19 protein-coding genes, 10 tRNA genes and 2 rRNA genes are annotated in these 23,752 nt (G+C 45.6%); 2 read left to right on the top strand and 29 right to left on the bottom strand.

Annotated elements, in window-relative coordinates:
• Window positions 1-5 precede the first annotated feature (5 nt).
• The 13 genes from D5F11_RS24685 to D5F11_RS24745 form a co-directional block, all read right to left on the bottom strand.
• Window positions 6-2,934, bottom strand: a 23S ribosomal RNA gene (locus tag D5F11_RS24685).
• Window positions 2,935-3,674: 740 nt separating this feature from the next.
• Window positions 3,675-5,222, bottom strand: a 16S ribosomal RNA gene (locus tag D5F11_RS24690).
• The 16S and 23S rRNA genes sit together here with 10 tRNA genes alongside, the layout of an rRNA operon.
• 325 nt (window positions 5,223-5,547) lie before the next feature.
• A tRNA-Gly gene (locus tag D5F11_RS24695) sits at window positions 5,548-5,621 on the bottom strand.
• A 15-nt stretch (window positions 5,622-5,636) separates the two neighbouring features.
• Window positions 5,637-5,713: transfer RNA gene (locus D5F11_RS24700), tRNA-Pro, on the bottom strand.
• A 23-nt stretch (window positions 5,714-5,736) separates the two neighbouring features.
• Window positions 5,737-5,813 (bottom strand) — tRNA-Arg (locus D5F11_RS24705).
• Between the two features lie 9 nt (window positions 5,814-5,822).
• A tRNA-Leu gene (locus tag D5F11_RS24710) sits at window positions 5,823-5,909 on the bottom strand.
• 86 nt (window positions 5,910-5,995) lie between these two features.
• Window positions 5,996-6,068, bottom strand: a tRNA-Lys gene (locus tag D5F11_RS24715).
• Window position 6,069: 1 nt separating this feature from the next.
• Window positions 6,070-6,144, bottom strand: a tRNA-Gln gene (locus D5F11_RS24720).
• Window positions 6,145-6,202: 58 nt separating this feature from the next.
• Window positions 6,203-6,275 (bottom strand) — tRNA-Asp (locus D5F11_RS24725).
• A 203-nt stretch (window positions 6,276-6,478) separates the two neighbouring features.
• A tRNA-Glu gene (locus D5F11_RS24730) sits at window positions 6,479-6,542 on the bottom strand.
• Window positions 6,543-6,590: 48 nt separating this feature from the next.
• Window positions 6,591-6,662, bottom strand: a tRNA-Glu gene (locus D5F11_RS24735).
• A 12-nt stretch (window positions 6,663-6,674) separates the two neighbouring features.
• Window positions 6,675-6,765, bottom strand: a tRNA-Ser gene (locus D5F11_RS24740).
• A gap of 106 nt (window positions 6,766-6,871) precedes the next feature.
• Entirely contained in the window at window positions 6,872-7,324 is a 453-nt protein-coding gene (locus D5F11_RS24745) for a SprT family protein (RefSeq protein WP_120119463.1), read from the bottom strand.
• A gap of 96 nt (window positions 7,325-7,420) precedes the next feature.
• Here D5F11_RS24745 and cmpA point away from each other — a divergent pair, with 96 nt between their 5' ends.
• Window positions 7,421-7,537, top strand: coding sequence for a cortex morphogenetic protein CmpA (gene cmpA, locus D5F11_RS24750; RefSeq protein WP_120119462.1), 117 nt, complete (start codon window positions 7,421-7,423; stop codon window positions 7,535-7,537).
• A gap of 15 nt (window positions 7,538-7,552) precedes the next feature.
• Here cmpA and D5F11_RS24755 read toward each other — a convergent pair whose 3' ends face one another.
• The 16 genes from D5F11_RS24755 to D5F11_RS24825 all read right to left on the bottom strand — a co-directional run bounded on the left by D5F11_RS24755 (window position 7,553) and on the right by D5F11_RS24825 (window position 22,924).
• A complete protein-coding gene (locus D5F11_RS24755; protein WP_120119461.1) occupies window positions 7,553-9,736 on the bottom strand; it encodes a Tex family protein in 2,184 nt (727 codons plus the stop codon).
• A gap of 455 nt (window positions 9,737-10,191) precedes the next feature.
• Entirely contained in the window at window positions 10,192-10,791 is a 600-nt protein-coding gene (locus D5F11_RS24760; protein WP_120119460.1) for a PP2C family serine/threonine-protein phosphatase, read from the bottom strand.
• Window positions 10,788-11,582, bottom strand: coding sequence for an RNA polymerase sigma factor SigB (sigB, locus tag D5F11_RS24765; RefSeq protein ID WP_120119459.1), 795 nt, complete (start codon window positions 11,580-11,582; stop codon window positions 10,788-10,790). Before sigB ends, D5F11_RS24760 begins: the two co-directional genes overlap by 4 nt.
• Window positions 11,560-12,033: an anti-sigma B factor RsbW gene (rsbW, locus tag D5F11_RS24770; RefSeq protein ID WP_120119464.1), complete on the bottom strand. Its 474-nt coding sequence runs from the start codon at window positions 12,031-12,033 to the stop codon at window positions 11,560-11,562. Before rsbW ends, sigB begins: the two co-directional genes overlap by 23 nt.
• Window positions 12,033-12,362, bottom strand: coding sequence for an anti-sigma factor antagonist (locus D5F11_RS24775; protein ID WP_120119458.1), 330 nt, complete (start codon window positions 12,360-12,362; stop codon window positions 12,033-12,035). Before D5F11_RS24775 ends, rsbW begins: the two co-directional genes overlap by 1 nt.
• A 76-nt stretch (window positions 12,363-12,438) precedes the next feature.
• Window positions 12,439-13,446: a PP2C family protein-serine/threonine phosphatase gene (locus D5F11_RS24780; RefSeq protein ID WP_120119457.1), complete on the bottom strand. Its 1,008-nt coding sequence runs from the start codon at window positions 13,444-13,446 to the stop codon at window positions 12,439-12,441.
• Window positions 13,447-13,461: 15 nt separating this feature from the next.
• Complete coding sequence (locus D5F11_RS24785; protein WP_120119456.1) at window positions 13,462-13,863, bottom strand: anti-sigma regulatory factor; 402 nt, start codon at window positions 13,861-13,863, stop codon at window positions 13,462-13,464.
• Window positions 13,864-13,867: 4 nt separating this feature from the next.
• The gene (locus D5F11_RS24790; protein ID WP_120119455.1) at window positions 13,868-14,224 is read right to left on the bottom strand and encodes an STAS domain-containing protein; all 357 of its coding nucleotides are present in this window, start codon (window positions 14,222-14,224) and stop codon (window positions 13,868-13,870) included.
• The gene (locus tag D5F11_RS24795) at window positions 14,221-15,057 is read right to left on the bottom strand and encodes an STAS domain-containing protein (protein ID WP_120119454.1); all 837 of its coding nucleotides are present in this window, start codon (window positions 15,055-15,057) and stop codon (window positions 14,221-14,223) included. The genes D5F11_RS24790 and D5F11_RS24795 overlap by 4 nt, the downstream gene beginning before the upstream one ends.
• Window positions 15,058-15,492: 435 nt before the next feature.
• Window positions 15,493-15,843, bottom strand: a complete 351-nt coding sequence (locus tag D5F11_RS24800; RefSeq protein WP_018709209.1) for a type II toxin-antitoxin system PemK/MazF family toxin — start codon at window positions 15,841-15,843, stop codon at window positions 15,493-15,495.
• Window positions 15,844-15,847: 4 nt separating this feature from the next.
• Complete coding sequence (locus D5F11_RS24805; protein ID WP_120119453.1) at window positions 15,848-16,129, bottom strand: CopG family ribbon-helix-helix protein; 282 nt, start codon at window positions 16,127-16,129, stop codon at window positions 15,848-15,850.
• 547 nt (window positions 16,130-16,676) lie between these two features.
• Window positions 16,677-17,840 (bottom strand): alanine racemase, encoded by a 1,164-nt coding sequence (alr, locus tag D5F11_RS24810; RefSeq protein WP_120119452.1) that lies wholly within the window; start codon window positions 17,838-17,840, stop codon window positions 16,677-16,679.
• Window positions 17,841-18,175: 335 nt separating this feature from the next.
• On the bottom strand, window positions 18,176-19,924 hold the full coding sequence (gene ade, locus D5F11_RS24815) for an adenine deaminase (protein ID WP_120119451.1): 1,749 nt from the start codon (window positions 19,922-19,924) through the stop codon (window positions 18,176-18,178).
• 27 nt (window positions 19,925-19,951) lie between these two features.
• Window positions 19,952-21,319, bottom strand: coding sequence for an NCS2 family permease (locus tag D5F11_RS24820; RefSeq protein ID WP_120119450.1), 1,368 nt, complete (start codon window positions 21,317-21,319; stop codon window positions 19,952-19,954).
• 208 nt (window positions 21,320-21,527) lie between these two features.
• The gene (locus D5F11_RS27075; protein ID WP_185830903.1) at window positions 21,528-21,668 is read right to left on the bottom strand and encodes a hypothetical protein; all 141 of its coding nucleotides are present in this window, start codon (window positions 21,666-21,668) and stop codon (window positions 21,528-21,530) included.
• 236 nt (window positions 21,669-21,904) lie between these two features.
• Window positions 21,905-22,924 (bottom strand): LolA family protein, encoded by a 1,020-nt coding sequence (locus D5F11_RS24825; protein WP_120119626.1) that lies wholly within the window; start codon window positions 22,922-22,924, stop codon window positions 21,905-21,907.
• Between the two features lie 62 nt (window positions 22,925-22,986).
• Here D5F11_RS24825 and D5F11_RS24830 point away from each other — a divergent pair, with 62 nt between their 5' ends.
• A complete protein-coding gene (locus tag D5F11_RS24830) occupies window positions 22,987-23,184 on the top strand; it encodes a hypothetical protein (RefSeq protein WP_126646683.1) in 198 nt (65 codons plus the stop codon).
• Window positions 23,185-23,752 lie beyond the last annotated feature (568 nt).

The following is a 23,752-nucleotide window of genomic DNA, read 5'->3' on the forward strand; positions in this document are numbered from 1 at the left end:
TTATTTAGATTAAGTCCTCGATCGATTAGTATCCGTCAGCTCCATGTGTCGCCACACTTCCACACCGGACCTATCTACCTGATCGTCTTTCAGGGATCTTACTTGCCTGCAAGCAGACAATGGGAAATCTCATCTTGAGGGGGGCTTCATGCTTAGATGCTTTCAGCACTTATCCCTTCCGCACATAGCTACCCAGCGATGCCTTTGGCAAGACAACTGGTACACCAGCGGTGCGTCCATCCCGGTCCTCTCGTACTAAGGACAGCTCCTCTCAAATTTCCTGCGCCCGCGACGGATAGGGACCGAACTGTCTCACGACGTTCTGAACCCAGCTCGCGTACCGCTTTAATGGGCGAACAGCCCAACCCTTGGGACCGACTACAGCCCCAGGATGCGATGAGCCGACATCGAGGTGCCAAACCTCCCCGTCGATGTGAACTCTTGGGGGAGATAAGCCTGTTATCCCCGGGGTAGCTTTTATCCGTTGAGCGATGGCCCTTCCATGCGGAACCACCGGATCACTAAGCCCGACTTTCGTCCCTGCTCGACTTGTAGGTCTCGCAGTCAAGCTCCCTTCTGCCTTTACACTCTGCGAATGATTTCCAACCATTCTGAGGGAACCTTTGGGCGCCTCCGTTACCTTTTAGGAGGCGACCGCCCCAGTCAAACTGCCTGCCTGACACTGTCTCCCAACCCGATCAGGGTCGCGGGTTAGACGGTCCATACAGCCAGGGTAGTATCCCACCAGTGCCTCCACCGAAGCTAGCGCTCCGGCTTCCAAGGCTCCTACCTATCCTGTACAAGCTGCACAGACAGTCAATATCAGGGTGCAGTAAAGCTCCACGGGGTCTTTCCGTCCTGTCGCGGGTAATGCGCATCTTCACGCATACTATAATTTCACCGAGTCTCTCGTTGAGACAGTGCCCAGATCGTTGCGCCTTTCGTGCGGGTCGGAACTTACCCGACAAGGAATTTCGCTACCTTAGGACCGTTATAGTTACGGCCGCCGTTTACTGGGGCTTCAATTCGCACCTTCGACAGAGTCTAAGCGCTCCTCTTAACCTTCCAGCACCGGGCAGGCGTCAGCCCCTATACTTCGCCTTACGGCTTCGCAGAGACCTGTGTTTTTGCTAAACAGTCGCCTGGGCCTATTCACTGCGGCTCCCGCAGGCTTGCACCCGCAGGAGCACCCCTTCTCCCGAAGTTACGGGGTCATTTTGCCGAGTTCCTTAACGAGAGTTCTCTCGATCACCTTAGGATTCTCTCCTCGCCTACCTGTGTCGGTTTGCGGTACGGGCGCCTGTTTCCTCGCTAGAGGCTTTTCTTGGCAGTGTGGAATCAGGAACTTCGGTACTATATTTCCCTCGCCATCACAGCTCAGCCTTATGGCAAGCGGATTTGCCTACTTGCCAGCCTTACTGCTTGGACGCACAATCCAGTCGTGCGCTTACCCTATCCTCCTGCGTCCCCCCTTCACTCAAACGGAAACGAGGCGGTACAGGAATATCAACCTGTTGTCCATCGCCTACGCCTTTCGGCCTCGGCTTAGGTCCCGACTAACCCTGAGCGGACGAGCCTTCCTCAGGAAACCTTAGGCATTCGGTGGAAGGGATTCTCACCCTTCTTTCGCTACTCATACCGGCATTCTCACTTCCAAGCGCTCCACCATTTCTTACAAAATGACTTCACTGCACTTGGAACGCTCTCCTACCATTGTCTAAGACAATCCACAGCTTCGGTGATACGTTTAGCCCCGGTACATTTTCGGCGCAGAGTCACTCGACCAGTGAGCTATTACGCACTCTTTGAATGGTGGCTGCTTCTAAGCCAACATCCTGGTTGTCTAAGCAACTCCACATCCTTTTCCACTTAACGTATACTTGGGGACCTTAGCTGGTGGTCTGGGTTGTTTCCCTCTCGACTACGGATCTTATCACTCGCAGTCTGACTCCCAAGGATGAGTATCCGGCATTCGGAGTTTGTCTGAATTCGGTAACCCGATGAGGGCCCCTAGTCCAAACAGTGCTCTACCTCCGGTACTCTTGCCTTGAGGCTAGCCCTAAAGCTATTTCGGAGAGAACCAGCTATCTCCAGGTTCGATTGGAATTTCACCCCTACCCACACCTCATCCCCGCATTTTTCAACATACGTGGGTTCGGGCCTCCAGTCAGTGTTACCTGACCTTCACCCTGGACATGGGTAGATCACCTGGTTTCGGGTCTGCGACCTCATACTCTTTCGCCCTATTCAGACTCGCTTTCGCTGCGGCTCCGCCTCTTCAGCTTAACCTTGCATGAAATCGCAACTCGCCGGTTCATTCTACAAAAGGCACGCCATCACACATATAGTGCTCTGACTACTTGTAGGCACACGGTTTCAGGATCTATTTCACTCCCCTCCCGGGGTGCTTTTCACCTTTCCCTCACGGTACTGGTTCACTATCGGTCACTAGGGAGTATTTAGCCTTGGGAGATGGTCCTCCCGGATTCCGACGGGATTCCTCGTGTCCCGCCGTACTCAGGATCCACTCTGGAGGGAATGAAGTGTCAATTACAGGGCTGTTACCTTCTTTGGCGGGCCTTTCCAGACCGCTTCATCTACCACATTCCTTTGTAACTCCGTATAGAGTGTCCTACAACCCCAGAAGGCAAGCCTTCTGGTTTGGGCTCTTCCCGTTTCGCTCGCCGCTACTTGGGGAATCGATTTTTCTTTCTCTTCCTCCGGGTACTAAGATGTTTCAGTTCCCCGGGTCTGCCTTCCTATACCTATGGATTCAGTATAGGATACTGCCCCATTACTGGCAGTGGGTTCCCCCATTCGGAAATCTCCGGATCTATGCTTGCTTACAGCTCCCCGGAGCATATCGGTGTTCGTTCCGTCCTTCGTCGGCTCCTAGTGCCAAGGCATCCACCGTGCGCCCTTATTAACTTAATCTTTACTGGCCAACAATCAGCGTCGAATCTCTTCGTCAGCTCTGTCACTCACATCCTCACGCACTACAGTGCGCTCCGGTGTTCGCTCCATCGCTTCCTCGACCTTCTCGCTTCTTGTTGCCCTTGGTTGAGTGCTGACACTCAAACCTAAAGGTTTTNGCCCCATTACTGGCAGTGGGTTCCCCCATTCGGAAATCTCCGGATCTATGCTTGCTTACAGCTCCCCGGAGCATATCGGTGTTCGTTCCGTCCTTCGTCGGCTCCTAGTGCCAAGGCATCCACCGTGCGCCCTTTGTAACTTAATCTTGTCGGCCAACGATAAGCTTCGCATTTCTTCGTCAGCTTCGCTCATTCACATCCTCGCGTATTGAAATACGCTCCGGTGTTCATTCGCTCGCTTCCTCGAACTACTCGCTTCTCGCTGCCCTTGGTATTGAGTATAAACCAAAGGTTTTTACGCTTCTTATGGCTTCTCCATATGGATCATCCATAAGGTGAACGATTCTCGGTTTGTTTCTTCTCTTACTTATCTGGTTTTCAAAGAACGAATATTGCTGAGAGTTTAACCTCTCAAAACTGAACGAAACGAAAACGTCTTTCGTGTTAGAAATGTCTAGTTGCGGCTCCTAGCTGCTCGAGGTCACTTCGCTTCTTCTGTTAAAGTCCTATCGGACTTTTCCGTCAGAAGCTCCAGTGCTTGTCGCAGCTGAACAGTCGCCTCCACATTTCATTTTTCCTTAGAAAGGAGGTGATCCAGCCGCACCTTCCGATACGGCTACCTTGTTACGACTTCACCCCAATCATCTGTCCCACCTTCGGCGGCTGGCTCCAAATGGTTACCCCACCGACTTCGGGTGTTACAAACTCTCGTGGTGTGACGGGCGGTGTGTACAAGGCCCGGGAACGTATTCACCGCGGCATGCTGATCCGCGATTACTAGCGATTCCGGCTTCATGCAGGCGAGTTGCAGCCTGCAATCCGAACTGAGAATGGTTTTAAGGGATTTGCTCCACCTCGCGGTCTTGCTGCCCTCTGTACCATCCATTGTAGCACGTGTGTAGCCCAGGTCATAAGGGGCATGATGATTTGACGTCATCCCCACCTTCCTCCGGTTTGTCACCGGCAGTCACCTTAGAGTGCCCAACTTAATGCTGGCAACTAAGATCAAGGGTTGCGCTCGTTGCGGGACTTAACCCAACATCTCACGACACGAGCTGACGACAACCATGCACCACCTGTCACCGCTGTCCCCGAAGGGAAGACTCTGTCTCCAGAGCGGGCAGCGGGATGTCAAGACCTGGTAAGGTTCTTCGCGTTGCTTCGAATTAAACCACATGCTCCACCGCTTGTGCGGGCCCCCGTCAATTCCTTTGAGTTTCAGCCTTGCGGCCGTACTCCCCAGGCGGAGTGCTTAATGCGTTTGCTGCAGCACTAAGGGGCGGAAACCCCCTAACACTTAGCACTCATCGTTTACGGCGTGGAATACCAGGGTATCTAATCCTGTTCTCTCCCCACGCTTTCGCGCCTCAGCGTCAGTTACAGACCAAAGAGCCGCCTTCGCCACTGGTGTTCCTCCACATCTCTACGCATTTCACCGCTACACGTGGAATTCCGCTCTTCTCTTCTGCACTCAAGCCTCCCAGTTTCCAATGACCCTCCACGGTTGAGCCGTGGGCTTTCACATCAGACTTAAGAAGCCGCCTGCGCGCGCTTTACGCCCAATAATTCCGGACAACGCTTGCCACCTACGTATTACCGCGGCTGCTGGCACGTAGTTAGCCGTGGCTTTCTGGTCAGGTACCGTCAAGGCACTGGCAGTTAACCAATGCTTATTCTTCCCTGATAACAGAGTTTTACGACCCGAAGGCCTTCGTCACTCACGCGGCGTTGCTCCGTCAGACTTTCGTCCATTGCGGAAGATTCCCTACTGCTGCCTCCCGTAGGAGTCTGGGCCGTGTCTCAGTCCCAGTGTGGCCGATCACCCTCTCAGGTCGGCTACGCATCGTCGCCTTGGTAGGCCGTTACCCCACCAACTAGCTAATGCGCCGCGGGCCCATCTGTAAGTGACAGCATAACCGTCTTTCAACCTCTCCCCATGCGAGAAAAGAAGTTATCCGGTATTAGCCCCGGTTTCCCGGAGTTATCCCAGTCTTACAGGCAGGTTGCCCACGTGTTACTCACCCGTCCGCCGCTGAATCCAGGGAGCAAGCTCCCTTTCATCCGCTCGACTTGCATGTATTAGGCACGCCGCCAGCGTTCGTCCTGAGCCAGGATCAAACTCTAATAAAAAGAATTTGTTAGCTCATAATAAAGCTGACTTTAAAATTATTATTGACGTTTCGTTTCGTTTCGTTTCGTTCAGTTTTCAAAGATCANCAAGCTCCCTTTCATCCGCTCGACTTGCATGTATTAGGCACGCCGCCAGCGTTCGTCCTGAGCCAGGATCAAACTCTCATAAAAAGAATTTGTTAGCTCATAATAAAGCTGACTTTAAAATTATTATTGACGTTTCGTTTCGTTCAGTTTTCAAAGATCAAACTTTAAGTTGCTCTCTTAAGCAACTTTACCATCATATCACCATTCGGCGAGTTTGTCAAGAACTTTTTAGAAAAAATGGAGCGGGTGATGGGAATCGAACCCACGACAACAGCTTGGAAGGCTGTAGTTTTACCACTAAACTACACCCGCATTCATTATGATACATGGTCGGGAAGACAGGATTTGAACCTGCGACCCCTTGGTCCCAAACCAAGTGCTCTACCAAGCTGAGCCACTTCCCGTTCAAAGATTTCAAAAATGTAATTGGCGCGCCCGAGAGGAGTCGAACCCCTAACCTTTTGATCCGTAGTCAAACGCTCTATCCAATTGAGCTACGGGCGCATATATTCTTGGTGCGGTCGAGAGGACTTGAACCTCCACGGTATTGCTACCACTAGGCCCTCAACCTAGCGCGTCTGCCGATTCCGCCACGACCGCCTTTTTCAAGGACAAGATATATCTTAACATCTCAACCTGAATGTGTCAACAGTTTTTTAATATTTTATTCTCTCTTTTTTAAAGAGTGAGCCATGCAGGATTCGAACCTGCGACCCTCTGATTAAAAGTCAGATGCTCTACCAACTGAGCTAATGGCTCTTGGCTGGGCTAGCTGGATTCGAACCAGCGAATCACGGAGTCAAAGTCCGTTGCCTTACCGCTTGGCTATAGCCCATCATTCCGAGTTATCTATTATATAAAATCCGTTAAAAAAATGCAAGAATTTTTTTAAGCGGTCCCGACGGGAATCGAACCCGCGATCTCCTGCGTGACAGGCAGGCATGTTAACCGCTACACCACGGGACCATGAAATGCGAAAGCGCCTGTTCATAGACGTACAGACTGGAGTGCCTTCGACGATATAAAGGAAACACGGTGAGCCTGAAAGGCGAACCGATGTTGACTTATCGTAGGAGGAGGCGCGAAGTCTGCTAGTCGATAGGCGCTGTAGCTGGACACGGAAGAAGCAACTCCCAGTCATGACAAACGCCCAAAGACAAGCTATATGACCCCTACGGGATTCGAACCCGTGTTACCGCCGTGAAAGGGCGGTGTCTTAACCNTAGCTGGACACGGAAGAAGCAACTCCCAGTCATGACAAACGCCCAAAGACAAGCTATATGACCCCTACGGGATTCGAACCCGTGTTACCGCCGTGAAAGGGCGGTGTCTTAACCGCTTGACCAAGGGGCCAACATAAAAAAATGGCGGAGAAGGAGGGATTTGAACCCTCGCGCCGCTTACGCGACCTATGCCCTTAGCAGGGGCACCTCTTCGGCCTCTTGAGTACTTCCCCGTATGAATGCTCTTACGATTATAAATACTCTCATCTATACTGTCAAGGGGATTCTAGCAATTTCTTTAATTCTTTATTTCTACTTTTCTCACTTGCTACACCCGATTCAAACATTCTCGCGGAGTTTCCCCCTGCATTTACCGCAAAAATATCTATTTATATTTACTCTTCGTTGTCGCTCATAATGCTGTCCACACTTTGTACAAACATAGCTCCGCTTTACAGCAGGCCTTTTCTTGTCACGAACAAGTGGTGTACAGTGTCTGGGAGCCCCTACCTCTTTTAATAATGCCCGAAAGTCTGTATCTCGATGTTTATAGCCCTTTCCTTCTATATGGAGGTGGTAGTGGCAAAGCTCATGTTTGATAATGCCTTCTAGTTCAACCATTCCATGCTCTTCGAAATATATTCTGTTGATTTCAATATTGTGAGTTCCGAGCATGTAACGTCCTCCCGTTGTCCTAAGGCGCGGATTGAATATAGCCTTATGCTTGAACGGTTTTAAAAAACATGTTTCAGATATTTTTTCAGTCAGTGCCTGAAGCTCTTCATTTGTCATTTTCTTACCTCCAACAGCCTAAAAAGTCGAACATAGCATCTCTTCTCCTCATATATTTATATTAACAAAAATCTCAGCTTGGAAGGGGCGATACTAATGCCTGCCTGGTTTCAAAACCAGATGCAGAAAGCTTTTTTGGAAAAAGATCGGTATCAAATAAAGCTACTTAACCAATGTTGGTTCTTTTACAGAAGAAAACACTGCTCTGGATAAGCAGTGTTTCTTCATTTACTTATTCGAATGAACCATCGTTAAAGATAAACGTCCCTTTTGGACATCCACATTTTCTACCCAGACGGTGACGACATCTCCTAGTGAGACAACATCAAGCGGATGCTTTACGAAACGGTTGCTCAATTTTGAGATATGAACCAAACCGTCTTCTTTGACACCAACATCGACAAATGCACCAAAATCAACAACATTTCGTACGGTTCCCTGTAGCTCCATTCCCGCTTTCAAGTCCTCAAGCTTCAGTAAATCTTTTTTCAACAATGGCTTTGGCAGTTCGTCACGCAGATCGCGCCCTGGCTTCATCAATGATTCAATGATATCACGGAGAGTCAACTCACCAAGCCCTAGCTCCTTCGCCGTTTCTTTAATAGATAAATGCTTCAAGGCCTCAGTCATTTTTTCAGTACCGACATCAGCAGATGTCAACCCAATCGATTCAAGCAGCTTTTTTACCTCCGGATAGCTTTCTGGATGAATAGGCGTGGCGTCTAGTGGATCCCTTCCGTCTAATATTCGCATAAAGCCAATGGCCTGCTCATACGTTTTCGCCCCAAGACGCGGGATCTTCTTTAATTGGGCACGGCTGGTAAATTTCCCGTTTTCCTCTCGCTGCTTCACGATATTATTTGCCACCGTTTTGCTTAATCCCGATACGTATTGAAGCAATGAAGGGGAAGCCGTATTAACGTTTACCCCTACTTGATTCACCGCCGTCTCGACAACAAAGGCAAGCTGTTCATTCAATTTTTTCTGAGTCACATCATGCTGATACTGACCAACACCTACCGATTTAGGGTCGATTTTTACCAGTTCCGCAAGTGGGTCCTGCAGACGTCGTGCAATGGAGACTGCACTTCTTTCTTCAACCTGCAGCTCGGGAAACTCCTCTCTCGCTAAATCGGACGCCGAGTAGACGCTCGCCCCCGCTTCGTTGACAATAATATAAGAAATGTCGGCCTTTAACCCTTTTAAAATATTGGCTGTAAACTGCTCCGTTTCCTGTGATGCTGTCCCGTTGCCGATCGCGACGATTTCGATGTTATACTTTTTCAAGACATCAACCATCTTTTCTTTCGCCTGATCAGGCTTTGCTTTTGGCGGATGCGGATATATAACATCAATATAAAGCACCTTTCCTGTCTCATCCACAACGGACAGTTTGCAGCCGGTCCGATACGCCGGATCTACACCAAGAACTATCTTCCCTTTCAGCGGAGGCTGGAGCAGCAGCTTTCGAAGGTTTTCTGAAAAGATATGAATAGACTGGTCTTCCGCTTTAGCTGTCAGTTCATTTCTAATTTCACGTTCAATGGAAGGCTCAATCAAACGCTTATAGCTATCTTCGATAGCATCCGCTACATCAGGAACTGAAACAGACAATTCCTTTTTAATGAATTTCCTTTTTAAATAGGCAATAATTTTTTCTGAATCTGGTTTGATGGACACCCGTAAAATATCTTCCTTTTCACCACGGTTTAGTGCAAGGACTCGGTGAGGCACGATTCTCTTCACTGGTTCTTCGTATTCATAATACATCTCATACACCGATTTTTCGTCCAGCTCTGCCTTTTTCACCTCTGACGTTACTTGACCGGAACGGAGTGTTTCATCCCGGATCCATTGACGGACGGCAGCATCATCTGAAATCCGTTCTGCCAGTATATCTTTAGCCCCCTGGATTGCTCCTTGGGCGTCTTTTACTCCTCGTTCACTGGAAACATATTTTTCAGCTTCCTCTTGAACACTTCCCTCAGCAGGAAATCCCCAAAGCCAGTCTGCCAAAGGCTCCAATCCCTTTTCTTTTGCAACAGTCGCTTTTGTACGCCGCTTTTGCCTGTATGGACGATAGAGATCTTCCACTGTCTGCAACTTATCGGCTTTAACAATCTTTTGTTTCAATTCTTCAGTCAGCTTACCCTGCTCATCAATCAGACGGAGGACATCCTCTTTACGCTGCTCCAAATTCTGTATGTACGTCCAACTTTCCATAATATCTTTTATTTGAACTTCATCAAGTGCGCCGGTCATTTCTTTCCGGTAGCGAGCAATGAACGGAACCGTGTTCCCTTCTTCAAGTAAAGTGATGACACTTTTGACTTGCCTACCTGAAAGCTCCAATTCTTTTGCCAGCTTCTGAATAAGCTGATCATGATTAGTCTTCGTTTCAGTTTCAACCATCGGAATCCCTCGTTTCATTTTCGTCACTATTATTTTATCTTAACATCGCACTACACCCAAATACCATGGTAAGCAAAGACGCAAGCATCTGTTTATCGACATATAGCCTGCGTTGAAATGCGAAAAACGCCTTGTTTAACCCCGCCAAGTATAAACTGCAACAGTTTTATAACCTCAAGGGGTTACTTTTACAAGGTGAGAGATAAGGAAATCCGGGAGTGACTGCTAGTCGCCGATAAGACTCGTATCCGAATACCCCAGTAACGAAGGCAGCCTCAAATCGAGGTATCCTGTCGCATCGCCGACACTAGTACTTCCTGTACTTGTTAACTTGTTGTAGGGGGAGTTCACAGTCTGCTGGTCGATAGACACTAAAGCCAGATGTGGTATAATTCGTTAAAAAATCATGAGCTTGGTAGAAATTGGATAGTTTTCTGCAACAAACAAAAACCCGCTTACTTAAGCAGGCTTCCTACAATAAATGTAACATCATCGTTTTTATTGATTTGATTCAGTTTCAAGCGGTTGGCAATGACGGAAATTGTTTGACTGTTGTTGATAAACTGCTTTGAATCCTCTCTGACAAAACCGTCTGAATGGACTAGAAAGTTGGATTGAGGATCGTATGGGAATTTTTGTGTTCGGAATTTTTGAGGCCTGCCTGATAAATAGCCCGACACAGGCATTGGATAAACCATTTTTCCGGAAGGCGTATATAAATAAAACCGAATGTTTCCAACACAACTGTATTCAAAAGTCTTTTTTCGAAAGTCTGCTTTAAAGATGGCTGTCGCCGCTCCGCGTTTGTTAAGCAGCACTTTATTGCTGAAATTCATAAGCGTTTCGACGTCTTCTTCTGGGTTTGATTTGACAATAGAAATCACTGCTTGGGAAGATTCATAAGCATATTCGCCACTTCCAAGACCATCGGACAGAACACAAAGAAAGCAATCATTATTTGCTGTCATGTAAAAGCTGTCACCACAAAAAGCTTTTCCTTCTTTAGCCCTTTGAAAAGCGTATGCCTCTATACATTCATTTTGAAAGTGCATCATGGAGTAGAGCTCTCCGTATTCATCGGCTCTGTTAATATCGCATCCTTCAGTTTTTTAATCGCCCGGCGCTGAAGTCTTGAAACGTGCATCTGTGAAATATCCAGTAAATCTCCAGTTTCTTTCTGGCTTAAGTTCTCTAAATACGTATATTGGATAACTTGCCTTTCCCGATCGGTCAATATGTGTAAGACTTTTTCCACAACAAGTTTCTGGTTCACTCTCTCATAACCCTCGTCCACATTTCCGATAATATCCAATAGAGTAACAGTGCTCCCGTCCGCATCCGCTTCAATGGAATGATCCACAGACAGCGCCTGATAGCTTCTACCCATTTCCATCGCTTCCAAAACTTCTTCTTCCGTTACATCGAGGCGGTCTGCAATTTCATGAATTTGCGGTGATCGCTGAAGCTCTCTTGTCAAGTCCTCTACAGTTGTCTTGATTTTAGGACCCAATTCCTTAATTCTGCGAGGAACGTGTACACTCCAGGTCTTGTCACGTAAAAAACGTTTGATTTCTCCGATAATCGTCGGTATTGCAAATGCTTCGAACGATTTACCGTATGAATCATCATAGCGCCTTATGGCACCCAATAATCCGATGATTCCCACTTGAAAAATATCTTCGTGGTATGATTTTCCTTTTGAATATTTACGTGCGATTGAGTCAACCAAATTTTTATAATGCAGAACCAGATTATTTTGAGCTTCTTTGTCCTCATAAAGCTGAAAGGCTTTGATCCATTTGTTGACGTCAGTGTTCTGGTAATCAGGTTGAGATTTGTTTGGCATTCAACTCCACCTGCTCCCCTTCGAGGTATTTCGTCATAAAGACACTGACCCCTTGGTTCAATTGGACGTTGACTTCATCCATCAAACTCTCCATTAAATATAGTCCCAATCCTCCTTCACGCATGAATTCCACATTTTCTTTTTCTGAGTATGGTCCGGTTTCGCGTCGTGTCTTTTTCATATCAAAGCTCTTTCCAGAATCAGACACCATGACCTCAAGGCGATCATTATAAAGCGCAAAGCCGACAACAACCTCTCCGGCTTCTTTCTTCTTATATGCATGCTGAACCGCATTAGTGACAGCTTCACTTGTAGCGATTTTAATATCTTCAATCACTTCATAGGAAAAACCCAGCCGGCTTGAGATGCCTGAAATAGTCAACCTTACGACTCCAACATACTCCGGCTTGGCAGGCACCTTCATCTCAACATAATCAAAAGCTGCAACCATCATACTCGACCCTCCACCTCGGTATTGATGTTCATCACATCGGCAAGTCCGGTAATATCAAACAGGCGCTGCAGCCTTTCTGTCATTCCAGTCAGTTCCATATAACCATTATTGGCGCGCAGTTGTTTGAAGACCCCGACAAACACACCGAGACCGGTACTATCCATATAGCTAACGTTCGATAAATCAATATTCAACTTAACGCTATCACCTTTAGCAGCCTCCATAAGCTTCTCTTTCACCCTCGGAGCTGTATAAGCGTCAATTTCACCTGTAAGCTGTACGTAAAAAATGTTGTCCTTTTCTTTTATTTCTATAGAAACATTCATATTACCCACCCCTATAATACGTAGTGTTTATCATACCATTTACATATACCCGGCTTTCAGGTAAAGCAAACATAGTTTATATGTCTCTTTTTAAAATAATTAAAGTGAAATCATCACGAAGCTCAAACTCCTGCAGCCTTTCCAATTCTTTATAGACATTGATCACAATTTCCTGAGCAGGTAAATCAATATATTTATGGATCAGGTCTGTCAGTCTCTCCCTTTCGATAAAGCCTTCGTCTGTTCGGCATTCGGTGACACCATCAGATAAAAGAATAACCATGTCGCCCGGCTCCAAAGCTATTTGATATTCGCGATACTCAGTGTTTTTTTCGATTCCAAGCAGCAGACCTTTTCCTTCCAGCTCTTTGAACTCTCTGTTCTTAGCATTGTAAAAAAAACCAGGTTCATGTCCGGCTGTAGAATAGCGAAATGTATATTCCTGCTGATCATAGACGCCAAAACACATCGTGATAAACATGCTTGGATCGACATTCCTCTCAACAACCCGGTTTAGGCTTCTGAGTATCGCACCAGGCCGAAGCTGGTCCTCATGTAAACTATCCATCGCGTATTTAATCATCGACATGGATAATGCGGCAGGAATCCCTTTCCCAATAACATCCGCAATCGCGATGCCGACATTTTGTTCATCATCCATGACAAAATGAAAATAATCACCATTCATTTGTCGAGCCGGTACACTAATAGCCCCAATCTCTGCCTCTTCCATCTGGGGGATAGATGTCCTGAGTAGCGTCTGCTGCATGCTGGCCGCCACTTCGATTTCGTTTTTCAGTGCCATTTGTTCAGTCCTGAGGCTTTGATGCTCCCTGTAGGCAAGTCCGTAGGCCATCATTACTTCCAGGAGGACATCAAAGGAGTCCAGCAGTTGCTTGGAAGAATGATCCCCTTCCATTAGAATCGTTTTATGCAGACTGACAATTTCTTCAGGACCTATGTGATGCTCTATCAACTTTCGACTTAATTTCTGCCCTTGATAGAGCACCCTTTCATCTTTATCAAGGAGGTATCTTTTAATAATATCTTTGTATTTTGATTCAACCGTATCCCAAAAGTCCACTCAATTCACTCCTTTTTACCGGAGCCACTTAATAGCGGTGATGACAGTCCCCTTTCCAACTTGGGATTGAACATCAAACTCATCCATCAATCGTTTAACACCCGGAAGACCGGCTCCCAGCCCCCCAGAAGTGGAATATCCATCTTCCATTACTTTTCGAATATCCTCTATCCCCGGACCCTCATCTTCTGCAACGATTTTCAATCCCTTTTTTCCGTCCAAAAGAATTTTATTAATGGTCACTTTGCCATCACCGGCATACAAGAATATATTTCGTGCCAATTCGCTAATCGCAGTTGTTATTCTTGCTTGGTCCACTACCCCAAAACCCAGCTCTTTCGCTGCATTTCTCCCTAATTGGCGAACTGCTACGATGTCCCATTCATTTATTATTTTTACGAAGGACTGCAGCTCCATAGGCTTAATCCCCCAGTTCCTGTTCTAGTTTATCCAACCCATTTTCCAAATCAAGAGCGGTCATGACACCCTCAAGCCTGATTCCTAACTCAATCAGAGTGATGGCCACCGCTGGTTGTATCCCTGTAATGACTACCTTAGCCCCCATTAATTTTGACATTTCCATTACGTCCCCCAGTACTTTGGCAATGAAGGAATCAATAAAGTCAATGGCTGTAATGTCGATAACGACACCTCGGGCATTTGTCATATGAATTTTTTGCAAAAGGTCTTCCTGAAATGAAAGCGCAGTTTGATCATCCAATTCCCATTGAATAGAAACTAATAAACAATCCCGCAGCTTTAAGATTGGTATTCTCAATCTGAATCCCCCTTAAGCGGCACAATTTTTCTATTCGTGAATTCTAATGCCTTTTCGATTCCTTTTTGAAGCGTACTTGTTGTCGTAACCTGATTAAGGCTGATTCCAAGATTCACAATGGTTTGTGCAATTTCAGGGCGGATTCCTACGAGCATGCATCTTGCCCCCACAAGTCTGACAGCATCTGCCGCTTGTATGATATGATGTGCGACCATTGTATCCACAACAGGAACACCGGTGATATCGATTAAAACAACTTCAGATCGGTGTTTGACAACTCCTGAAAGCAAATTCTCCATGATTAGTCTCGCTCTTTCCGTATCAATGGTTCCCACCAGTGGCATGACGGAAATTTTTTCAAATACAGGTATCAAAGGAGCTGATAATTCTTGCAGAGCAACTTTTTGGAGGGAAACTACTTTTCCCCAATTATTGGAATAAGATTCTACAATTTGACTAGTCATTGGGTTAAGCCAGTTATCAATCTCTGAAATCAATTCAACTGTCTGTTCACTGGTATATTCCTTATCTTCCCTCATTCGTCTCAATATAAGTGCTTTTAGCGTATTGAGACCATCCATTAAAAAGGGCAGTTCCCAGCCAATCCTTACAACCCTTTCAGTAAAGTGTTCAACCTTCTGCTTATATTTACTCTCTGAATCTACTTTATTGGAAATGGCAACTTCAATAAATTCTTTGCCGATGTGCTTAAACCCATCATCAGAAACAAGACTCAATGACAGTTCGTCTCCACTTTTTTTCATGACGGCCATCCAATTTTCGAGTAAGTCAACCTTGTATTCTTTCAAAAAATTGGCAACTTCGATATTCACTCAATTATCCTCCAATCGTTTGCCTATTCACGTCCTATTTTTGTTTATGCTGTTATTTTAGCAAGTTCGCCATACAATTTACAAATGTTTGCAAAAACATCCAATTATTTGCAAAAATATTCTATTTAAGGTTATATCTTTAAGACTAGATTGTTATTCCTACTCATATCAAATGCGCCTTGGCGTATTTGCGCCAGATTTTACCGAGCTTCGCTCATAAATTCCTCTGAAAATCTGTGGCATCCACCGGAGGCTTTAAAGGTTTGAACCCCCACTAAATGGAATGCCAATATGCATTCATCTCACCACTTACACAAGTGGGAGACTTCTGCTGAATGAAGTTAAATCGGGGGAAAATGTTTCAGAGATGTGCAATACGCACAGCCTCCGGGACACCCTTTTATTTTTCATAAAAAAAAGACGCTAAAAAGCGTCTCAAAAAGCGATGAGACCCAAGCTGATTTGCAAGGCATCATCTACTTTCTCCATCATTTCTTCATCTAGATGTGTAATCTTATCAGTAAGACGCTGCTTGTCGATTGTTCTAATCTGTTCAAGCAGTATGACTGAATCCCGTTCAAAACCGTAACGCTTTGAATCAATTTCCACATGAGTAGGCAGCTTTGCTTTTTGGATTTGGGCAGTAATGGCTGCAACAATGACTGTGGGACTAAATCGGTTTCCAATATCGTTCTGAATGACAAGTACCGGTCTCACTCCGCCTTGTTCCGAACCAACTACTGGGGATAAATCAGCGAAAAACACATCACCCCGTTTAACGACCAAAAGATCATCCCCCGCTTACAAGCCGTTCGACAGTATGCTCTGCCTCGTATTCCGCCTGTATAGCCTCCGACGCGATAGCTAGGTTGATCTTTGCCATTTCCATGTAGCCTCGTCTCATTGATTCAACTATGTGGCGCTTCCTTCGTTCGCGAATATACATTTTCGTAGCTCGGTAGATAAATTCATTTCGATTTACATTTTCTTGCTCCACAAATCCGTCCAACTCCGCCAAGAGCTGCTGTGGTAAACGAATGATAATTTCAGTTGTTGCGCTGGATTCAGACACCAACTCACACCTCCACCATAAATACAAGCCGTTTTTAACAAAAACAGTTTAATATTAATCCACATACCATCATAACATCATTACATCTTGGTGCAAAGAAGATTTAAGACTCTTTAAAAAAACAATAAAGGACAAATATATCATTTCAGGTAAAGCTGGTCACGTTTCGGCTTCAAACATTTAGCGTTTCTTCTTATTATCGTCAAGACAAAGAATTCCTTATACATGAATTCTCCTTTTTTGTCATAACTCCTTCTTTTTTCAGCAAAATAAATTAATTTTTTTATAAAATGCGGATGACGTCGTTTAGCGACGTACAGACTGGAGTGCCTTAGACAATAAAAAAGAAACGGCGACGAAAGCCGCCGCAAGTCACAACACCTGTAGCTCAGAACACGACGTCCTGTCGCTTCGCTTGCACTAGTACTTCCTGTACGTCGGAGCCGATGCTGGCTTTTATCGCAGGAGAAACACCACCTACAATTGAACAACGGAAATTCGTAAAGCGTCGTTTACCGAGGTCGAGCACACAAGACGCTTCTTGACACTATATTCCGAGAAATAGTTTGTTCTCGATCTCAACCGGCTGGTTACCCCTTTTGTAAATACGAGGGACCCGAAAATTGATCGTGCAGACCACTTCATAATTAATCGTGTCAAGCTTCTCGGCAATTTCCTCCACTGATATAAAGTCATCAGCTTGCTCGCCAATCAGAGTGACTTTAGTACCAATCGGCATAAAATGGGGAAGTCTAACCATTGTCTGGTCCATACAGATTCTGCCTACGATGTTCGCTCGCTCTCCATCCACGATAACCCTTTGCTTTTCCATCTTTCGCAGCCAGCCATCTGCATAGCCGATTGGAATTGTCGCAATCCATTCTTCTTTTTGTGCCTTGTAGCTGGCTCCATACCCGATGCACTCACCTGGCTGAATTTTTTTAACATGAACAATTTTGGTGTGAAGTGAGAATACTTGCTTCACCTTATTAAGCGGTGGTCTTTCTGTCGATGTCGAAAGGCCATAGATGGCAATCCCTACCCTGACCGCATTAAATAATGAATCGCAGTGGCAAAGGGCTCCCGCACTATTAGCAGCATGTACATACTTCGGGACCGTATCCAATACAGAAACAAGTTGTTTAAAAGCCGCCAGCTGCATTTGATAATACTCTTCCGAAGCTTGGTCGGCGGTCGAGAAATGGGTGAAAATCCCTTCGAATTCAAATCTATCCGTTTTGTTGATGAACTGCTCGATTTCTTTCAGTTCCTTTTCATGCTTAAGTCCGATACGCCCCATTCCCGTATCGCACTTAATATGAACCTTTAGCGGCGGATTCCCGCTCTCCATCGTCTGACTCGCTTCTTTGAGCCATTCCACTTGGAATACTGGTACTGAAATTTGATGCCTGGCGGCAACACTGGCATCCGTTGGCCTGATTAGGCCAAGTACAAGGATCGGCGCTTTTATCCCTTTTTCTCTCAGTGCCAATGCTTCATCAAGCAATGCCACAACAAGGCCATGGGCGCCTGCCTCCAAGGCTTCTTTGGCAATTTGAAAGTCTCCGTGTCCGTATGCATTGGCTTTGACCGCAGCAAACAATTTCGTTTCCCGAGGCAGCCCGTCACGGATTGTTTTTACATTTTGATACAAGGCATCAAGATCAATCTCAGCCCATGTATCACGAAAATATTGAGTTTGGCCAATCAAAAAAAGTCACGCTCCCCGGAAAATCAAATTGACTCCTATTTGATTATTCAATTCACTCTCGTATATGTCAAATAAATTTTGAAATAAATTTGAAAGTCAACTTTGTAAAATAGCGTGTTTTCTTTATTAGAAAAAAAGAGTGTACTGGAGTTAGAAAAGGTGTTGGAGCAGCTTCAGCCTATATAATAGCTCCGTTCCCCTAAAGGAGATCTGCACGACTAATTCGGGATTAAAATTAAGGAGAAATGAAAAAAAGACTACCAACAAATCAGTTGAACAGGTGAATATTTTAGAGAATATAAGCTCCCGCCTGGCAACGGGAGCCTTATATTCTCCTATTTTACACTTACAGCTTCAACGTCTAAATGCTGGAAACTTTTAACATCGAATAATCCTGTATCAGTAAGCTTCAGTTCAGGAATAACCGGCAAGGCGAGAAACGCCAATGTAATGAATGGATTGAATTCCATCGAGCAGCCGACTTTTGCTAGGGCATTGTTAAGGTCATGAATCCGTTCATTAACCACTTTATATTCCATATTGGACATTAAGCCGGCAACCGGAAGCGGGAGGGAAGCAAGCAGTTTTCCACCCTCGACGACAGCAAGGCCTCCCCTCATACCAGCCGTCAAGTGGATCGCTCTTAACAAATCCTCATCATTTGTCCCAGCGGCTACAATATTATGGGAATCATGGGCAACCGTTGATGCAATCGCGCCATTTTTGATTCCCAATCCCTTGATGATTCCTAAACCAATATTACCGGTCCGGCAATGGCGTTCGATAACCGCTATTTTCAACTGGTCCTTTTCAACGCTCGGCTGAAAATAACCGCCTTTAACATCTACCTCCTCAATGAGATGTCTTGTGACAATCATTTTCGGCCTTATTTCAATGATATTCGCCATGTTCCCTCTACTCATTTTCACTTTTAAACCTTCGAGAGAAACAGGACTAATATTGACGCTGTCGGTGATGATAGAAGGCGGAGTGATCGACCCTGTCGCCTGGATGACTTCTCCGTTTTTCGCCACAAGCTTGCCACCTTTATACACTCGTCCAATATCAACAGTTTCCAAGTCTTTTAACAGTACCAAGTCTGCTTCAAAGCCTGGAGCAATGGCACCTTTTGTTTTTAAACCAAAGCATTCTGCAGCATTCAGCGTGGCCATTTGAATAGCAAGCAGCGGGTCTACTCCTTCCCGAATGGCCGTTTTCACATTGAAATCGATGCTTCCTTCATCTATGATTTCATCCAGATGCTTGTCATCCGTAACGAAAAGGCAACGGCGTGCATTATGTTCATTCACTGCCTTGAGCAGGGTGACCAGGTCTTTTGCTGCGGACCCTTCACGCAGCATTACATACATCCCTTTTCTCAAGCGGACTAGAGCTTCCTCCGCAGTCACGCATTCATGATCCGTTCTAATGCCTGCTGCCATATAGACATTGATCCCGTCAGCATCAATAGCCGACCCATGGCCATCAACGTGCTTTTCTTTTACCGAAGCATCCATAATCTTATCCAACATTTTATCGTCCTTATAAAGGACAGAAGGATAATCCATAACCTCTCCAAGGCCGATGACTCTTGGATGAGTATAATAAGGCTCCAAATCAGAATGCTCCAAGGTGGCCCCGGAGTTTTCAAAAGGAGTGGCAGGAACACATGAAGGGAGCATTAGAAGAACCTCGAGCGGAATGCCTTCTGAAGCTTCTAGCATAAAGTCGATTCCGTCTGTTCCGCTTACGTTCGCTATCTCATGCGGATCGGCCACTATGGTCGTAACTCCATGTGGGAGCACAACATTGGAGAACTCCGAAGGGGTCACCATCGCAGATTCGATATGGACATGCCCGTCTATAAAGCCGGGCACGACAAATTGATCGGAAGCATCCACAGTCTTATATCCTTCAAACGCCCCTGTCCCAACGATATAACCATCAACAATCGCAATATCCTCTGTTATGACTTCCCTCGTAAATACATTGACAACTTTTCCGTTTTTAATGACTAAATCGGCAGGGAGTCTTTTCGCTGCGACATCGATTCTTTTTTTCAGAAGTTCCTTTGTAAAAGTCAATCAGTATCCCTCTCTCTATTTATCGGATTAGCCTCCGCCCATGATAAAGTTGATGATGAACGCCGCACTAACGATATACATAATCCAGTGGATTTGACTGGCTTTGCCTGTAAGCAGTTTTAATAATGTATAAGAAATAAATCCGAAAGCCAAGCCTGTTGCGATACTGTATGTCAAAGGCATTAATATAATAGTCAGGAATACAGGGATGACATCTGTAAAATCATCGAAACTGATATTCTTGATTTCGCTAATCATTAAAGCACCGACCAGGATAAGAATCGGCGCTGTCGCTACAGAAGGGACAAAAACAATCAGCGGTGCAAAAAACAGCGCCAAAAGGAATAATATCCCTGCCGTCAATGCGGTCAAGCCTGTTCGGCCGCCTTCTTGGATTCCTGTCGCATTTTCTACATAAGCATTCAATGCCGTACTTCCAAAAGCAGCACTCGCCATTGTACCGATTGAATCTGCTTGAAGGGCACGGTCAAGATTCTGGATTTTCCCATCTTCATTCACCAACCCGGCTTTTCGCGTTAATCCGATTAATGTTGCTAAGTTATCAAACAGCTCTACAATTGTAAAGGAAAAGATGACAGAGAGGATTCCGTACGCGATAGCCCCTTTAATATCCATCGCTAAAAAAGTCTCGGACATGCTGGGTAAGTGAAATGAAACAATATCCCCCATCCCTTTGGGAAACCCAATAAACCCTGTGATCATCGCAATGATACTTGTTCCAATAATACTGATGAGAAGAGCTCCTTTTACCTTCTTGGCCGTTAATACTGCGGCAATAATGAAACCGATCAAGGCAAGGATTGGCCCAAGGCTCGTTACATCACCCAACGAAACAAAAGTCGCTTCATTCGCAACGATCAATTCCGCATTGGAAAAACCGATAAAAGCGATGAACAAACCGATCCCGACGCCAATTGCTGATTTCAGTACGTCGGGTACTCCATCCACGATCTTTTGACGGACTCCAGTCACCGTCAAGATAAAAAACAGAACGCCCGAAATAAATACCGCTCCCAGTGCCGTTTGCCATGTCAGTCCATGGCCGAGGACAACGGTATACGCAAAAAAGGCATTCAAGCCCATTCCTGGTGCCACTGCAACAGGGTAATTAGCCCAAAGTGCCATTAGAATTGTACAAAAAACACTCGCATAGATGGTCGCGGCCAATGCCGCTTCCTTTGGAATCCCGGCATCGGACAGAATCGCCGGATTAACAAAAATGATATAGCTCATTGTCAAAAAGGAAGTCAGCCCTGCGAGTACTTCCGTGCGGACATTCGTATTCCTCTCCGATAGCTTAAACAACCTCTCCAACAGACCTTTCTGTGATGGAGGCGGAACGCTGGGCCCCATATCTTTTTCTATCCTAGCCATAGCAACATCGCTCCTTTTTTTAAAATCAAAATCAGCAATTCAAAAGACGCAGGCCGAGAAAACAAAATGCCTTTATGAAACTCAGACTAATCAAATGCGCCTTGCGTATTTGCGCCCAGATTTTATCGAGCTCCGCTCGATAAATTTCCTCTGAAAATCTGTGGCATCCGCCAGAGGCTTTAACTTTATTCAGCCGGGGTTTGAACCCTCACTGAATGGAATACCAATAGGCATTCATCTCACCACTTACAGAAGTGGGAGATTTCTGCTGAATGAAGTTAAACCGTTCTTCCATGTCTGATCCTGATGCAGAAGCGGTTTCATAAAGTGAAACGCTTCGAGCTCCCAAAACACTATCCACCTCCCCATATTATATTTTTCGTATCGAATGCCACCTCCTCCGTGACGATCCTTAAAAAGGGACTCCCTCCATAAATGGAGGTCAAGAAGGGGTAACTTATTCCTAAATACACAAAGTTCTAAATATTTATAATTATTAGAGACCATTATATCATTTTTTCAAAAACGTACAACTACCAGTTCATGATCCTATGCAAAAAAATAGACCCTTTCATATAAAAGGGCCTATTTCACCGAGTCTCCTTGAACTGAACGTGCGACCATCATCATCTCTTCCTGCGTCAGGTCTTTGGAAGCAACCATGTAATCGACACCGTCCTGGCTCCAGACAATAGAATGATCATTTATGACACCAATGGCAAAACCGAGGTCCACCATCTCACCAGCCATTTCCACTGTCTCCATTGAAGCTGTTGGAATCACTTCAGCCTTCTCCTGGAAGAGCGTGAAGGATTTATCCTCCCCTTCGTACGTCAGGATAACACGTTTCCCCGTGTCCGTCTCCATCGTCGTCTCATCATGAAGCGTAACACCAGGAATGTCGGCCATCGAATACTTCACTGAAAATTCCTTTCCGCTCAGGTCTGCCAGCACAGGCACTTCCAACTGGGCACTCGTCATATTTTTCTTTGTATCAAATGCATCCTCATCAAACTTGGCATCAAAATCAACCTTCGTAAACTTCACAGTGACAACCGGATTTTTATCTGTATCCATCACTTTGACACTGATTGGCTCCAAAGTCCTTTTCTTGAAAGTGACTTCCTGAGTTGGAAGAATTTTTTGATTCTGGTAGCGTGTCTTTGTCTCAAACACATAATGCTCCTTCGTCTCCTTGAACTTCGCCTCCTTATCCTCAAGAACATCTTTCACCAGAGATTCAAACAAATACGCTTGGCTGCTGTTTTGCGGCCAATCACTCTGAAACTTATAACTTTTGTTCAGAGCCGGCGTTAATACATAAACACCGCTCTTATTCCTTAAAATCATTTGGCTTTGTTCTTTTTTGGCGTTTTTCAAATGGACCCGATAATCACCCGGTTTATGATGCCAGACATCAATATCATAAACTTGGGGCTCATCCCCTACTTCCAGCGTCATCTTCGCTTTTGCCTTGTACCCCTTAATATCCCCCGCTCTTTCCTTCAATCCCTTCGCGACATCTTCCTGAGATTTTGAACCACAGGCCGAAAGCACGAGCATCGCCGCAAAAAGTCCCCAAACGAGCCATAGCCCCTTTCTCATTCCTTCAACCCCTTTGTTGTCTCATTTACACATGAAAAGAAGAGATTAGGAGGATGCCGGGAATGATTCGCCAGCATTGCCATTTCAAATTGCGTGCCGTTCCGCTCAATGCAGCAATAACTCCCGTATCCAGCCTCGTCTCTCCTGACGCATTAAAAATATATGAGACAACCATGGACAATATGTATAGAAAAGTGGAAGGGCCTGTTCATCGACGTACAGACTGGAGGGCCTTCGACGAGATAAAGGAAACACGGTGAGCCAAAGGCGAACCGATGTTGACTTATCGTAGGAGGAGGCGCGAAGTCTGCTAGTCGATAGGCCCCGGAACTGGACAGGAGAAAAGTGAAGGGGCCTGTTCATCGACGTACAGACTGGAGGGCCTTCGACGAGATAAAGGAAACACGGTGAGCCAAAGGCGAACCGATGTTGACTTATCGTAGGAGGAGGCGCGAAGTCTGCTAGTCGATAGGCACCGGAACTGGACATAGAAAAGTGGAAGCATCCGTTTAGCGATGTACGGGCTGGACTGACTCTGACCAAGATAAAGGAGAAGGAAGGGCGAAGAGTGCCTGCTTATCGGCGACAAGCATAAGACGAGCGCTGAAGAAGGCAAACTACGCCTTCTTCAGCGCTTAGCTTATGACCTCGAGAGATAGATGTAAGGTGACATTAAGTTATTTAATTTTAAAATCTCAAACACGTATAACTCCGTTCTACTTCTAAGTTTTTCAGTGCAAAAAATTTTATTGCACTGAAAAATATTACAATAAAATCGGGTTTGTCAAATAAAGTGTGTAAGTACACTTTATTCAAGGTATCTTAAAA

Origin of the sequence: Siminovitchia terrae (assembly GCF_003605405.2) — a bacterium.
In the GTDB taxonomy this organism is placed as follows: domain Bacteria; phylum Bacillota; class Bacilli; order Bacillales; family Bacillaceae_C; genus Siminovitchia; species Siminovitchia terrae.

Excerpts from the sequence above, each read along its gene's own strand:
- D5F11_RS24745 (WP_120119463.1), bottom strand. The coding sequence starts at position 7,324 with ATGACAAATGAAGAGCTTCAGGCACTGACTGAAAAAATATCTGAAACA.
- cmpA (WP_120119462.1), top strand. The coding sequence starts at position 7,421 with ATGCCTGCCTGGTTTCAAAACCAGATGCAGAAAGCTTTTTTGGAAAAA.
- D5F11_RS24755 (WP_120119461.1), bottom strand. The coding sequence starts at position 9,736 with ATGGTTGAAACTGAAACGAAGACTAATCATGATCAGCTTATTCAGAAG.
- D5F11_RS24760 (WP_120119460.1), bottom strand. The coding sequence starts at position 10,791 with ATGATGCACTTTCAAAATGAATGTATAGAGGCATACGCTTTTCAAAGG.
- sigB (WP_120119459.1), bottom strand. The coding sequence starts at position 11,582 with ATGCCAAACAAATCTCAACCTGATTACCAGAACACTGACGTCAACAAA.
- rsbW (WP_120119464.1), bottom strand. The coding sequence starts at position 12,033 with ATGGTTGCAGCTTTTGATTATGTTGAGATGAAGGTGCCTGCCAAGCCG.
- D5F11_RS24775 (WP_120119458.1), bottom strand. The coding sequence starts at position 12,362 with ATGAATGTTTCTATAGAAATAAAAGAAAAGGACAACATTTTTTACGTA.
- D5F11_RS24785 (WP_120119456.1), bottom strand. The coding sequence starts at position 13,863 with ATGGAGCTGCAGTCCTTCGTAAAAATAATAAATGAATGGGACATCGTA.
- D5F11_RS24820 (WP_120119450.1), bottom strand. The coding sequence starts at position 21,319 with ATGGCTAGGATAGAAAAAGATATGGGGCCCAGCGTTCCGCCTCCATCA.
- D5F11_RS24825 (WP_120119626.1), bottom strand. The coding sequence starts at position 22,924 with ATGAGAAAGGGGCTATGGCTCGTTTGGGGACTTTTTGCGGCGATGCTC.
- D5F11_RS24830 (WP_126646683.1), top strand. The coding sequence starts at position 22,987 with ATGATTCGCCAGCATTGCCATTTCAAATTGCGTGCCGTTCCGCTCAAT.